Annotated in this window: 12 protein-coding genes; 5 read left to right on the top strand and 7 right to left on the bottom strand. The window is 55.3% G+C overall.

Annotation, left to right across the window (positions count from 1 at the left end; all coding sequences use genetic code 11):
• Positions 1–14: 14 nt before the first annotated feature.
• The 3 genes from tssK to PUZ33_RS00905 are packed head-to-tail and all read right to left on the bottom strand — an operon-like array spanning position 15 to position 2,405.
• The gene (gene tssK, locus PUZ33_RS00915) at positions 15–1,358 is read right to left on the bottom strand and encodes a type VI secretion system baseplate subunit TssK (RefSeq protein WP_058680151.1); all 1,344 of its coding nucleotides are present in this window, start codon (positions 1,356–1,358) and stop codon (positions 15–17) included.
• A gap of 25 nt (positions 1,359–1,383) precedes the next feature.
• A complete protein-coding gene (gene tssJ / locus PUZ33_RS00910) occupies positions 1,384–1,887 on the bottom strand; it encodes a type VI secretion system lipoprotein TssJ (RefSeq protein ID WP_013096175.1) in 504 nt (167 codons plus the stop codon).
• Positions 1,888–1,910: 23 nt separating this feature from the next.
• Positions 1,911–2,405, bottom strand: a complete 495-nt coding sequence (locus PUZ33_RS00905; protein ID WP_013096174.1) for a hypothetical protein — start codon at positions 2,403–2,405, stop codon at positions 1,911–1,913.
• An 861-nt stretch (positions 2,406–3,266) separates the two neighbouring features.
• Here PUZ33_RS00905 and PUZ33_RS00900 point away from each other — a divergent pair.
• Complete coding sequence (locus PUZ33_RS00900) at positions 3,267–5,555, top strand: FdhF/YdeP family oxidoreductase (RefSeq protein WP_062676520.1); 2,289 nt, start codon at positions 3,267–3,269, stop codon at positions 5,553–5,555.
• Here the strand turns inward: PUZ33_RS00900 and PUZ33_RS00895 are convergent.
• Both PUZ33_RS00895 and PUZ33_RS00890 read right to left on the bottom strand, forming a co-directional pair.
• Positions 5,521–6,312 carry a phosphate/phosphite/phosphonate ABC transporter substrate-binding protein gene (locus PUZ33_RS00895; protein WP_058680153.1) on the bottom strand — a complete coding sequence of 264 codons (792 nt, stop codon included), beginning with the start codon at positions 6,310–6,312 and terminating at the stop codon, positions 5,521–5,523. The genes PUZ33_RS00900 and PUZ33_RS00895 overlap by 35 nt on opposite strands.
• On the bottom strand, positions 6,305–7,276 hold the full coding sequence (locus PUZ33_RS00890; RefSeq protein WP_058680154.1) for a fatty acid desaturase: 972 nt from the start codon (positions 7,274–7,276) through the stop codon (positions 6,305–6,307). Before PUZ33_RS00890 ends, PUZ33_RS00895 begins: the two co-directional genes overlap by 8 nt.
• Positions 7,277–7,440: 164 nt before the next feature.
• On the opposite strand from PUZ33_RS00890, the gene PUZ33_RS00885 reads away from it, so the two are divergent.
• From PUZ33_RS00885 to PUZ33_RS00875, 3 genes are all read left to right on the top strand, one after another.
• Entirely contained in the window at positions 7,441–8,421 is a 981-nt protein-coding gene (locus tag PUZ33_RS00885; protein WP_058680155.1) for a GlxA family transcriptional regulator, read from the top strand.
• A 78-nt stretch (positions 8,422–8,499) separates the two neighbouring features.
• Positions 8,500–9,510, top strand: a complete 1,011-nt coding sequence (gene gap, locus PUZ33_RS00880; protein ID WP_058680156.1) for a type I glyceraldehyde-3-phosphate dehydrogenase — start codon at positions 8,500–8,502, stop codon at positions 9,508–9,510.
• Between the two features lie 403 nt (positions 9,511–9,913).
• Positions 9,914–10,105, top strand: coding sequence for a hypothetical protein (locus tag PUZ33_RS00875; protein WP_229284395.1), 192 nt, complete (start codon positions 9,914–9,916; stop codon positions 10,103–10,105).
• A 334-nt stretch (positions 10,106–10,439) separates the two neighbouring features.
• Here the strand turns inward: PUZ33_RS00875 and PUZ33_RS00870 are convergent, their stop codons facing one another.
• A complete protein-coding gene (locus PUZ33_RS00870; RefSeq protein ID WP_013096167.1) occupies positions 10,440–11,627 on the bottom strand; it encodes an MFS transporter in 1,188 nt (395 codons plus the stop codon).
• Positions 11,628–11,742: 115 nt separating this feature from the next.
• Between PUZ33_RS00870 and PUZ33_RS00865 the strand changes: the two genes are divergently transcribed.
• Positions 11,743–12,699, top strand: a complete 957-nt coding sequence (locus PUZ33_RS00865) for an AraC family transcriptional regulator (protein WP_013096166.1) — start codon at positions 11,743–11,745, stop codon at positions 12,697–12,699.
• Positions 12,700–12,712: 13 nt separating this feature from the next.
• On the opposite strand, the gene PUZ33_RS00860 is transcribed toward PUZ33_RS00865, so the two are convergent.
• Positions 12,713–14,092 carry a carbohydrate porin gene (locus PUZ33_RS00860; RefSeq protein ID WP_045294419.1) on the bottom strand — a complete coding sequence of 460 codons (1,380 nt, stop codon included), beginning with the start codon at positions 14,090–14,092 and terminating at the stop codon, positions 12,713–12,715.
• Positions 14,093–14,124 lie beyond the last annotated feature (32 nt).

Here is a 14,124-nt window from a genome sequence, read left to right as displayed (position 1 = left end):
AAGCGCTCGCTTTATTATTCAGTCGGGCTACGGATGGCCCAAAACTCCATATCAAGACCCGGGAACTCCCCTGCGAGATGCAGGGCGAATGCACCGGACTTATCCATCTCGTGCCACAGCTCGCTGCCCTTCTCCAGTTCAAAGTAGCTGTAGCCCGCATGCCATGGGATTTGCGGCGGCGCAACCGGCATAGCGCGCAGCATGATGCCCGGCAGCTGTAACTGAACCAGATCGCGGATTTTCGACACCGGCGCGACTTTCATCTGGGCAGGGAAATGGGTTTGCAGGTGTTCGCCCGGCACGTTGGCTTTGACTGCCAGGACGAAGCCGAACTCGCGCACCATGCTGGTCTCCGGCACCGTGGCGATGTTCAGGCCATGAGAGCGCTCGTTCAGCGGCAGCTGAATGGCCTGATCTTCCATCACCAGCGACAGCCCCTGACGCAGCATCAGCATCAGCTTGCTGAAGCATCCCGCAAGGTCGTCGTGATCGTAAATCGGCAGTACGCTTTCGGCGGTACGTTGCGAGGTCCAGGTGGCAAGCTCCGTGGCAAACGGCAGCCAGCTGCGCCAGAGCGTTTCCGGGTGCAGTAGCGGGAGCGTTTTTAAATGGGAGACTTCGCCCAGGTGACGGTTAACCAGCGACAGCAGCGTAAATTCGATCAGCTCTGAGGTGTTAAAGCGGCCAGGCTGGCGCAAACGCCCCCCAATCTGCTGGCTGCGCTGCACCAGCAAGCCGTGGAGATCGTTGACCATGCTGTAGAGTTGCGGGCTGTTGCAGGCGTTCAACATCGGCGGAATGTAGCTGCTATCCAGACGCACATGGTTGTCGTTGCGCTTTTCCGCGACAAACACGATGCCAATCGCCGTCCATTCGGCCGTCAGATCTTTTTCCAGCATCAGGGTCAGACGTAAACGGCCAAACTGCACCGTGGCATCCCCCACCGACATGGCGTTATCGTCTTCCACTTCCTGCTCGAAGGCGATAAAACGCGCCAGTGACGCGGGCTCTTCGCTGAAAATAACCTCTTCACGCTCTCCCCTACGTACCGGCAGCGCGAGCACCACCTTTTCGTTGGTGAGATTGTCGGGAATTTTCAGCGGGGCCGGGCCATTGCGCCCATTGCGAACCTGGAAAAACGTACCGTCGGGTAGCACACCGCTGGCATAGCTCAGGGCAATGCAGCCCTGGCGAAGCATCGCTTCGTCCAGTTCAACATCGAGGAAGCCCCAAAGATACGATCGCTGCAGCGCACCCCATTCCCGAACGTGGTTGAGCAGATAACTTTCTGTCCGTTGAAAATGGTGTGGACGCAGGAACATGCCTTCGGTCCAGACGACCTTCTCTGCTTTGGTCATGATAGGTTTCCTGTTTTTAAGCGCGTTACTGGCTGATGACCCGGATGCCATTTATGTCGAGAAAGACATTGGCCTGGAGTTCATCGGATGACCATTTCCAGAACTGGTAGAGATGGTTTTCGCCCGGAACAGGCAGTGGGAGTGAGACACGCCATTTCTTTCCATCCAGCATCTGATATTCGGCCATAACACCGATATAGCGCGCCTCGGGTGAGCTTTGTCCGCTAAGGGTTTTCGAAAGCTGGCCCGGCATCAGGAAGAAAACATCGCTGTTCAGCAGATTCGCGCCAAGCGTGGCTGACGCGTTGTTCTGCAGGGAATAGAAGTCACTGGACATGAAATCCGCATCGGACTTCAACAGCAGCACTCTGACTTTAAGCGGCGCAGAATCATTGATTTGTGGATGAGCCTGAAACTGCAGATTGTAGCGGGAGGGGTCGCTGTGTGAAGACGACGAACAACCACTGACCAGGGCGAATATCACCGCGTAAAAGACGAACCACAGCTTATGAAAATTTTTATTATTCATAAAAATACGCTCAGAAAAGCCGTTTAGTTCAGGATCCAGGTACCGTTAGCGCTGTCTTTGCAGGCTTTGCTGTTACCATCGACATCGACACAGGTCGCTTTTTTACGCGCCTTAGGACGAATAGCCTGTTTACGCACGGTGGCTTCGTACTGATCGGCTTTGATTACCGCACGCATTGGAACGTAACCAATCAGCTGGTCTTGTCCTTCATCGGCAAGCGCCATCCAGTAGTGTTCAACCTGCCCCAGTACCACGTAGGTTTTACCGGTGACAAGCGTACTGACCACTTTCCCACCGAAATCAGGGCGGCTCATCAGGGAGGCCGGATACATGGCACGGTATGGCTCGTTAACCTGAGTGAACTCAGCAGGAGGCGTGATGGCATGACGGTGGGTTAAGGTGACGCCGTTGACCTGGCTGGTCACGATCGTATCGTCGGTGATCACAGGTTTCTGCGGCGCTTTACAGCCCGCCACCGCCATTACAAACAGAAGTGAAAACAATACGCGCATTTTCATATGCTTTTCCGTAGCGATATTTCGATGATGAGATAAAGGGGATGAAGTTTGACTTAAGTGCTATCGTTAAAATAGCCAGGATATTTTCGGGGCGTTACTATTATTCGGGCATAGCTACCGCACGAGCCCTTCAGAATAAGGCCCAGCGTCTTCCTGACATATTTTGACAAACGGTAAACAAGTTTACATGAGCTTGTCACCAATTCAATATTTCCTTCCTCACAACTGCTGCTTAATGAAGCACCCGACTCATTATAGGATTAATCTGAGAAAAAAAGCTTACTTTGCTGAATTTGTCTTATTATTACGCGTTCCTCTAACACAAACCATTGATTCAGAAATGAAAAAACCAAAAGAGAACCATTGTCATTAACGCAATACTGCTATTATCGCCACTACCATAATTAGTAGAATGGGGATTTTTTCAGGGGGAGTATGAATATATCTTCCATGAATTATTTGTTGCATTGATAGCGTATCTTTAATAGCGATGACTTTTCCGCCTTGAATTAAGACAATTCATAGAGGATGAAAAAAATTAATTTTACGGCGCAAAATAACCTGGTACCTTTAATCCCTTAGAGGCACGATTTACACCGCCCGCAGTGAATTAACAGTTAAGCAGGACTACATCTTTATTCCCCGGCGCATTGTTCACTTTATCGCCTTCAGCATCGTCGGGTAAATATATTGCAGGTTCCCCTGCCCGCCTTTCGTTTGAAATTTTACTGTCACTAACATTGTCGCCTTCACGCCACCTTGGTCAGGACACACTATCGACATGATAAAAATTTGTTATGATTTCTTTAATTTTTCTCAGCCTCATCATGCATGACCGGCGGTTTAACAGGGTAATCTGGAATGAATAACAAACGACGTGCCGTTCCCGGCATCAGACCTTACGACGGCCCTGCAGGCGGCTGGGGAGCATTAAAAGCGACGGCAATTGCCGTGCGAACACAGATGGATGCCCTGGATGCTCCCGCCACGCTGCTGCGCACCAACCAGCCTGACGGCTTCGACTGCCCGGGCTGCGCGTGGCCAGACAAAGAGCATAAATCCACATTTCAGTTCTGCGAGAACGGGGCAAAAGCGGTCACCTGGGAAGCCACCAGCAAACGGGTGACCCCTGAGTTCCTCGCTCATAACACCGTTACGTCGTTACTGGCAAAATCTGACTTTGAGCTGGAAGGATACGGGCGCCTGACCCATCCCCTGCGCTATGACCAGGCAAGTGATACCTTCCGCCCCGTTGAGTGGGAGGATGCCTTCGAACGCATCGGCGAGGTTCTGCGCAGGCTTGAACCAGACCAGGTGGAGTTTTATACCTCCGGCCGCGCCTCCAACGAAGCGGCCTGGCTGTTCCAGCTTTTTGCCCGTGAGTACGGAACCAATAATTTCCCCGACTGCTCCAACATGTGTCACGAAGCCACCAGCGTCGGTTTACCGCGCTCTATTGGTATCGGGAAAGGCACCGTCTCGCTGGACGATTTTGACAAAACGGAGCTGGTGATCTCCATCGGGCATAATCCCGGCACCAACCATCCGCGTATGATGGGCACCCTGCATGAACTGGCTCGCCGCGGCGTGCCGATCATCGTCCTGAACCCGCTGCGCGAGCGCGCGCTGGAACGGTTTGCCGATCCGCAGAGCGTGATTGAGATGGCGACCTACAGCTCTACCGACATCGCCTCTACCTACTTTCAGGTTAAAGCCGGTGGCGATGCCGCCGCGCTAAAAGGCATCGCCAAACACCTGCTGCAAATGGAAGCCGGGCGTGGCAACGTGCTCGACCACGCGTTTATCGCTGGACACACACAGGGCTTTGATGACTTTGCGGCAGACATTGCGCAAACGAGCTGGGACGCCATTGAACGTGAGTCCGGGCTGAGCCAGGCGGCGCTGAAACAGGTCGCCGATGCCTACGCGAAATCGAATGCCACCATCATTACCTACGGCATGGGCATTACGCAGCATAATAAAGGGACTTCCAACGTCCGCCTGATCGCCGATGTGCTGCTGCTGCGCGGCAATATAGGCAAGCCCGGTGCGGGGATCTGTCCGCTGCGCGGCCACTCTAACGTTCAGGGAAACCGTACCGTCGGGATAAGCGAGAAACCAACCCCGGCATTTCTGAACCGTCTTAAGGAGGTGTTTGGCTTTGAGCCGCCCTCTCACCATGGCCACGACGCAGTGCAGGCAACCCAGGCCATGATTGACGGTCGTGCCAGAGCGCTTATCTGCCTCGGCGGCAACTTTGCGGTGGCGATGCCCGATCACGAAAACGGCTTCCCGGCGATGAGTAAGCTGGATCTGAGCGTGCACGTTGGCACCAAGCTGAACCGTACGCACCTGCTGGTGGGTAAAGAGACCTTCATTCTCCCCTGCCTTGGCCGCACGGAACTGGATATGCAGGCCAGCGGACGTCAGTCCATTACCGTTGAAGATTCCATGTCGATGGTTCATGCCTCCTCAGGCAAGCTGAAACCCGCCTCTCCCCTGCTTCGCGCTGAACCGGCTATTGTGGCCGGCATGGCGAAAGCGACCCTGAAGACAACCCGCGTGGACTGGATGCACCTGGTTGCGGATTACGATCGCATTCGCGATCTGATTGAGCAGACCATTCCGGGCTTTGAGGACTATAACGCGCGGATCCGGGTACCCGGTGGATTCCGTATGCCGCTGCCGCCCACGAAACGTATCTGGCCGACGGCGACGGGCAAAGCGATGTTCTCGGTATTTGAAGGGGTCAATGAGGATGCCAGCGGTGAAGGCGATAACGTCCTGCGTCTGATCACGCTGCGCAGTCACGACCAGTACAACACCACGATTTACGCTCTCGACGACCGCTACCGGGGCGTCTTTGGCCGTCGCGACGTGTTGTTTATGAATGAAGGCGATATGGAACAGTCAGGACTGGAGCACGGCGACCGGGTGGATATCGAAACCGCCCTGCCGGGCAGCACTCAGCGTCTGGAGGATATCACGGTGGTGGCATACGCCATCGCCCCGGGCTCGGTCGGGGCCTACTATCCTGAGGCCAACGTGCTGGTTCCGCTCGACTATCTGGATAAAGAGAGCGGCACGCCATCGTATAAATCGGTGCCCGTCCGCCTCACCCTGCGCTCGAAAGAGATCCGTCCGCTGTAACCCCGGTTAACACAGACCAGGCCTCGCGCGCCACGACGCTAAACCCGCCGATAAACAGCGCATCACACACGCCCCGGTATTCCGGGGCGCTTACCAGCGTGGTTAGCGCATCACGAATGGCATGAAGCGTTTCGGGGGTGGTGCCGGACGCAGTGATCAGCGGCAGTCCTGGCGTAAGGGGCGTCTGGTCAATCACAGTTAGCCCCGCCAGCAGGGTCGGTTCATGCCGCTGCAACAGCGCATACGTCACGCAGTCGATCGCTGCGATATCCCCTCCCCCACGTTTTACCTCGATCAGCGACTGGCGATGGCTGCCGCTAAAGATAACCTCTGAGAACCAGGTGTTTAACGCACGTGACGGCACGCGGTTGCGCAGCGCATTGTAGCCAGACTGGGAATCGGGCGCGTTACATACCACCCGCCGTCCGCGAAAATCAGCCAGCGTGCGGTGTTTATCCTCATCACGTACCACCAGAAAACTGCGGTAGTGAATGCCTTCGCAGCCCGGTACCCGGTAGTGAAAACAGCCGACGACCTGCACCTCAGGCAGTTGTGTCATCAGCGGGTAGCCGCAGGTCTGGCTCAGGATAAGATTAGGCTGCTGCCAGTGTGCCAACAGGTCAGGCTCAGGCCTGCCGGGAATAAGCTCCTCCACCGGCAGACCACGCGCCACCAGCAGACGCTGGACGGCCCACCACAGGGCAAGAGTATCGGTACTATCCACCGCATACATCGGAAACGCCAGCCGGTTACTCATCTCCTTCCTCCTGTTGACGCCAGGGATGTACGGTGACGTCCACCGACGTTTTCCAGAACCGTCGCATCCATTCGCCATACCCTCTCACCAGAAACCCGTGGTTACGCTCCCGGTACGCCTGCTGGTTTTGCAGGTAGATCGTCTTAAGCCCATACCAGGGCACGCCGGGTAAATCGTGATGTACTGAATGGTAGTTAAGATTTAAAAACAGCACGCGCCAGAACAAGCCTGCTTCGTTAATCACCGAACGCGCCAGCGGGTCGTCCGCCGCGCGATGTTCCAGAAAAGAGCGTACTTTTGTCAGCGCCAGCGCCGGGTAGCTTACCGCCAGCACAAACCAGAGCGGAGAGAAACCGTTGTGCATCATCCAGGTAAAAAGCAGCGCCAATAACGCTATATGCACAAGCCACATCACCATCGCCCGCAGTTGAAGATGGCGAAACGCCGCCACCGCGCTGCCCAGCGTCTGGAGAATATCCAGCAGCGGCGCCAGCAACAGTCGCCCGGTAAAGGTGTTTCGGGCGTGGATCACCCTCTTCTGCCATGGCGACAATCGCGCCCAGCTCGCCTGCGTAAAGTAGTATGACTCCGGGTCATCCACCGGAATGGTGAGATGGTCGTGACGATGGTGGGCCAGATGAGAATCCCGGTACAGGCCATACGGATACCAGACTGCCAGCGGCAGCGTGCCAAAGAGCTGGTTCAGCCACACGAAACGCGTGGGATGGCCGTGGATCAATTCATGCTGAAGGGACATATACCAGGCGGTAAACCCAATCAGCAACAGCGTGGCAGGCAGCAGACCGAGGGTGTGCCAGAACGCCAGCGTCGAGAACCAGCCGCCATAAATGGTGGCGATCAACAGCCACGTGGGCAGTTCGGTTCGCCAGAGAAACCCCGAGGCGAGATGGTGAATTTGGTCGCGTTGCTGCGGATGTAAATAGAGGGAGCTTCGTTTACCCATTCCTTCAGAGCCGTTTCGCCAGAGATAATATGCTGACGATCCGGGATAACGCCTGAAATAACAAAGAACTTAAATCACTTTGCTTTGCCAGAAAGGCGCGTAGCGCCCGTTAACTCCCTTGCCCTCCGCTTGACTTATTTTGCAATAAAGGTACTTTTCAGGACATGAAGAAGATCCTGATTATTGTTCCTGACGGCGGCATGTTGTTTGAAGCCGCCGGCATCGCCGACATTCTGATGCAGGCCAACCGCCTGCACCCGGGAGGCCTTGCGCAGCCCTGCTATCGCATCATCATCGCCACGACCCAGCCGCACCAGGTGATCCACGGCCAGTCTGGTCTCAATCTGCTGGCAGATTATCGCCTGCCGGAGCTGGATCCCCGTGAGCCGCTTGATACCATCATCATTACCGGGCGCGGCATGAACGAGCAGGAGAGCTCCGCCGTGGTGGACTGGCTGCATCTTGCAGCCCCCCATGCGCGGCGGATCGCCTCCATTTGCGGTGGCGCAATGCTGCTGGCCCAGACCGGTTTGCTTGACGGCCGTCGGGCAACCACCCACTGGCGGCTGCTGGAAACCATGCAAGCGCAGTACCCCACCATCCGTGTTGAGGGGGGGCCGCTCTATATTCAGGATGGCCCTGTCTGGACCTCCGGTGGCGTGAGTTCCGGCTTTGATCTGACCCTGGCGCTGGTGGAAGACGATTATGGCTTCAGCCTCGCGCGCGACGTGGCGCAGGATATGGTGATGTATCTGCGCCGCCCGGGAGGACAGCTACAGTTCAGCCGCTATAACCTGTCGCAGTCCGGCTCCTCCGGCCCCATCAGCGAGCTGCAAACCTGGATCCTGCAAAACCTGACGGCCGATCTGTGCGTCGAAAAGCTGGCGGAAAAAGTAGCCATGAGCCCGCGCAACTTCACCCGGGTATTCACCCGCGACACGGGGGCGTCTCCGGCACGCTATGTGACCGAAGCGCGCCTTGCCGCAGCCCGACAGTTGCTTGAACAGACCGACGATCCGCTGTCCGTTATCGCCGAGAAAAGCGGATTTGGCACCAGCATCAACCTGCGTCGCGTATTTGAAAAACAGCTCCACCTCACACCCGGTGAATACCGTCAGCGTTTTCACTGCCGCAAAATGGCGTAATGTGATCCTTTTTTGTCGTTTACGCCATCCGGCCTGAAGCCTACAGTGACTCCAGACAACAGAGATAAGGAGTGCATTATGGTTAAGGTCGGCATTAACGGTTTCGGCCGTATCGGACGTAATTTTCTGCGCGCAGCGCTGGGCAATCCGGACCTGCAGATTGTGGCGATTAACGATCTGACGGACAGCAAAACCCTCGCCCATTTGCTTAAGCATGATTCCCTGCTCGGCACACTACCGGCACCCGTTGAAGCGGCGGACGGCGCGCTGCAGGTTGACGGCCAGCGCATTACCGTCTTTAGCGAACGCGATCCGGCGAATATTCCCTGGCGCGATGCGGGCGTTGACGTGGTGATTGAAGCGACCGGTTTCTTCACCGAGCGCGAAAAAGCGCTGGTGCATATCACCCACGGTGGGGCGAAGCGCGTCATCATCTCCGCGCCGGGTAAAAATGACGATCTGACGGTGGTGATGGGCGTTAACCACGAGCAGTACGATCCGGCTAAGCACGTGGTAGTAAGCAACGGGAGTTGCACCACGAACGGCCTGGCCCCGGCTGCTCAGGTCCTGCATCAGCAGTTTGGTATTGAGCATGGCCTGATGAACACCACGCACGCTTATACCAACAGCCAGGCGCTGCACGACCAGCCGGAAAAAGATCTGCGCGGCGCACGTGCAGCAGCCCTGTCGATTGTGCCGTACTCCAGCGGTGCCGCGAAGGCACTGGGGAAAGTCATTCCGTCTCTGGACGGCAAGCTGACCGGTTATTCCCTGCGCGTACCGGTTCCGGTGGTCTCGATTGTGGACTTAACGGTAACGCTGAGCCGTGACGTTACGGCCGAAGAGGTGAACGATGCGTTCCGCAAAGCCGCGGCCAGCTGGCCATTGAAAGGCATTCTGGGATACAGCGATGAACCGCTGGTCTCCAGCGATTATCAGGGCGACCCGCGCTCTTCGATTATTGACGGTCTCTCCACCCTGGTGATTGGTGGTCGGATGGTGAAAATTCTGGCGTGGTATGACAACGAGTGGGGCTTCTCTAATCGCCTGGTGGATCTGGCGGTGCTGATGGATAAGAAAGGGTTGTAAGGTTTAAGCCGGGTGGCGCTTGCGCTTACCCGGCCTACGGATTATGTCACCATCCTCGCAGAATAAATAATACTTGATAAATTTAATTATATTCATCGTTTCCAAATTCATCACATCAATTATATATAACCACCAATTTATTTAGAAAATAAATTGGTGGCTATTCTTGCTTTCACTTTTTATAAATGCGAGTGCGATCACTGTCCCCAGTCGACAACGTAGCCCATGATAAACTCTGTACACAACAGGGACAGGCTATGTATTACAGTAAATCGATTATCGAAAAAATTGGGTCCGATAAAGAACTTGCATTAAGGCTTGATCGTGCCGTAGCTGGAGTGAGAGATGCTGATGCGCTAAATAAAGTGATCCGATAATGTGGGAATCTATAAAAGAATTTTTGATGAAATTTTTAAAAAGTTTTTTACAAGATATTATGGATGATTTCTTTTGGTATGGCACTGGAATAGTCGCTGTCATTCCAGGTGCTGTCATAGCGAGTTTTATAGAAGATGAAGAAATTGCACTGTTTATTTTTTGCATTATTATATTAGCTGTTTACTTCATTGCATTTCGCTACAAAAACAAAGAATGAATAAATGTCTACACCACACATATATGGTTTACAAGTGAAAATAACGCTCCAGTTACAGGAGAATGTTTAACGCCCTCAAGATTGGGTTCTACCGAACTAAAATCATTTAACCATTCGGTGTGAATTCCCACCGAGTCCAACACAGGAAAACTGACAGGGACACGTCTTCATGTGCCAATTATCTTTGAAAAAGAACCAGGTTGCATCACACCCTATCTCTTTCGTGCCGTCTGTACAGATTAAACCTGCAAAACGGCACTAATTAAAAGAAAGAGCGATCGCATAACGCAATCAGCACTCATGACTTCCCTCTCCCACAGGAGAGGGAAAACAATCACTCCGCTTTAACCTTCACGCCCATCAACACAATCACCATCGCCGTTACCAGCAGGAAACCGCTTCCGGCAAAGACGCCGCTGGCGCCGTTGAGGTCAAATACCGCCCCGCCCACGGCCGCACCGGCGCTGATTGCCAGCTGGATAGAGGCCACCAGCAAACCACCTGCGCTTTCGGCTTCATCTGGCACCGTCGTGGCAAGCCAGGTTGACCAGCCCACCGGAACCAGACCAAATGCAAAGCCCCACATCGCCACCAGTAATCCATCCAGTATCGCCAGATGACCAAACGCCACCATGGTGAGTGCCAGCACGCCCATGGCGAACGGTACCAGGGCCAGCGTCAGGCGCAGATTACGCGCCAGCAGATGTCCGGCTACGGAGGTACCGATAAAGTTGGCAATCCCAAAGCCCAGCAGGATCAGCGAGATGCTCTCCACGCTTGCCTGCCCCACCGTTTCAAGGAACGGACGCAGATAGGTGAAGAAGGCAAAATGACCGCTGAAGATCAGAATGGTCGCCAGCATTCCACCGATCATTCCCGGACGACGCAGCACGCGGAACAGTGTGCCCAGGCTGCCGCTGCTCTCCGGCTTCATTGACGGCAGTACCCAGAGCTGCCACAGCAGCGCCAGCATGCTCGGCAGAATGCAGAGGATAAAGACGTTACGCCAGCCAATCAGGCTGCCAAGATAGCTGCCCAGCGGGGCCGCGACCACCGTGGCGATCGACACACTGGAGAAGATCACCGCCAGCGCTTTCGGCACTTTATCGGCAGGCACCAGACGCATCGCCGTGGCGGTCGACATCGCCCAGAATCCCCCGATGGCAATCCCTAACAGCAGGCGTCCCATCAGCAGTACGTGCAGCGTGGGTGCAAAAGCCACCAGCAGGCTGGAGACGATTTGCAGCACCGAGAAAAACATCAGTACCCAGCGACGGTCGATACTTTTGGTCGCCGGGGTGATCAGCAATCCGGTGACCAGCGCGACCAGCGCGGTGGCGGTCACCGCCTGCCCAGCCATCCCCTCCGTTACGCCCAGGCTTGCGGCCATGGGCGTTAACAAACTGGCGGGCAGGAACTCCGCCGTGATCAAACCAAACACACCCAGCCCCAGTGAATAGACGGCCCGCCAGGCGGGTTTTGCAGGCACAACAGCCTCTCTCGCCGCGACACATGAACTCATCTGTTGATCTCCCGTTATGAAAATGTGACAACTGTCGCAAAAGGATAGAGTGTTCACCCTGGACGATCTATGACATATAATCTCCACTTATTGATTATTCGTCCGGAGTTTTGCCATGACCGCTCAGTCCCCCGATCTGATCAGCGAGCTGTTGCGCGGAATGCGCCTGTCGGGCGTGAAATACCGCCGCATTGAAGCCAGCGCACCTTTCGGCGTGGCGTTCCACCAGGCGCCGGGCAAAGCACAGTTTCATTTTGTCAGCCGCGGCAGCGCCCTGCTGCGTATGGAGAGTGGCGCAACGTTCACCTTAAGCGGCGGCGATGCCCTTTTTATTCCGAACGGTAATGCGCACGCCCTGCTGTCTGACGAGAAGGCAACCATCACGCCGGTTAGCGCGTTTCCCAGCGAGCCTATCTGCGGCTCGGTCTGCGCCATCACCTGCGAACCCTGCCCGGACAGCGAGAACACCGTGATTTTCAGCGGATGCATGGACTTTGAACTGGGCGGAATGCAGCCGCTAATTAAAGCGATGCCGGAAGTAATGATGGTGAGCCGGTTGATGTCCACCTGGCCGGAGATCCACCCGCTGCTGGCGGCGATGGAGCGCGAATCCATGACGCGTCAGGCCGGATTCGCCGGGATCCTCGCACGGCTGGCGGACGTGGTGGCGGCGCTAATCGTGCGGGGCTGGGTTGAAGGAGGCTGCGGAAAAGCCACCGGCTGGGTGCAGGTACTGCGTGACCCGCGTCTGAGCCGGGCCATTTACGCCATGCACCAGCAGCCAGGTCTGAACTGGAGCGTGGCGGATCTGGCAAAAGAGGCTGGCACCTCCCGCTCGGTGTTTGCGGAACGTTTTCTCGCCGCGACGGGCACCACCCCGGCGAAATACCTCAGCGAATTGAGGATGCGCCTGGCCATTCAGTACATTCGCCATGAAAATCAGCCTATTGAAACGGTCGCGCTGCGACTGGGGTACGGATCCCTTGCGGCGTTTAGCCGGGCGTTCAAGCGAATTATCGGCCATGCGCCGGGCACGCTGCGGGAGACCAGCCAGACCCCGGAAGAGGCCTGACTGGCGCAGGACATCAGAAGTAGTATTTGAAGCGCACGCGCCCGCCATAGCGATCGTCGTTACGGTCATCGCCGTCATTCGGATGTGCTTCAACCCACGAAGCATACGCGCCAAGATAGATATTGAAATTCTTCATCTTCATGACGTTCGGGATCAGGTACGACGCATGAATGGTGTGAATATCATAATCACCGGGATCGGTCACCCAGCAGTCGCCATCACAGTCCGCATTAAAGTTGGCGGTGTTGAAATTATCGATCTGGTTATGCGCGTAGATATAGCCCAGCTCAACATTGCGCCATAAGGCATTCACGCCCGCGGTGAAATCCGTCTCGTCGGTAGCATCCATGTAGGCGGTATTCAGGTTCGCCACGATACCGTCATCCGGATCGGTTTTTTGCCCGTTCCAGGTCATGGTAAAGCCATAGCCGGTGCGGTCAGACTGGTCGACCCATCTTCCGGACGCATCGTGGTAGCCGTAGGCATTGTTGACGAGGTTGCTCTCCATCGCGATGGCGGTCGAGAAGTTTCCTTCCTGCCAGGCAATCACCGGACGGACGTAGGCGACGTTTTTATCGTTATCCAGGTCCATGCCATGATACTGCTGGTCAACAAACAGCGAGCTGCCGTCTTCCAGCAGCGTGTTAACCTCGAGATACCAGTTGCCCAGGGTTTTACTAAGCAGGAAGTTACCGCCGCTGTCGCTACGCCCCCGCCCCTCTTTCATCATATAGATATAGCCGTAACCATCGCCGTAGAGATCGTTAGCGGTGTTGCCGGAATATTCAACGAAGGTATCCTGGTTTAGCGGGAACATATCATAGGCTTCAAAGCGGCCAACTTTTACCTTCCAGTCGTTTTCCGTGCCAAAGAAGAAGACCGCGTCATCCAGGTTCATTTTGCCCGTTAAGTCCGCCAGCGGCTGTACGGAGAAACCGGCAAAATTGCCGTTTTCCATTCGCTTATAGCCGTCAAACCCCAGCAGCAAACGCCCGTTAATATCCCAGCGTTCATGGTTACCGGGTGCCCAGTCTTTATTGGCTGTCGTTTTCATGGACGTTAAACTGCCGGTCTTGCTGGCCGCATCCATATTAAATTCAACGTCACCATAAAATTTAATATCACCGTAGCCGGATAACGTAAGCTTAGGTGCCGTTTGCGCTGTCGCAGGCTCTGTGGATTCAACCACCACAGGATTTGCGGCCACCACGGTTTGCTGCTGTTGCTCCAGAACCTGAATTTGTGCTTCTGCCTTTGCTGCCCTTGTTTCGGCCTTTTCGAGGCGCGCCTCCAGTTGCGCCAGTTTATCTTCCAGACGTTGGGTATCATTTGCTGCCATTGCTGCGGTAGAACAAAACGCACTGACGAGCAGTGCAAGGTATTTCACTTTCATCGACTCCATCCTCGTGAGTTAATCATTATTTC

It is taken from the genome of Enterobacter cloacae complex sp. 2022EL-00981, from assembly GCF_028737495.1.
Lineage (GTDB): Bacteria > Pseudomonadota > Gammaproteobacteria > Enterobacterales > Enterobacteriaceae > Enterobacter > Enterobacter cloacae.
This window is presented reverse-complemented; position numbering and strand designations above follow the sequence as displayed.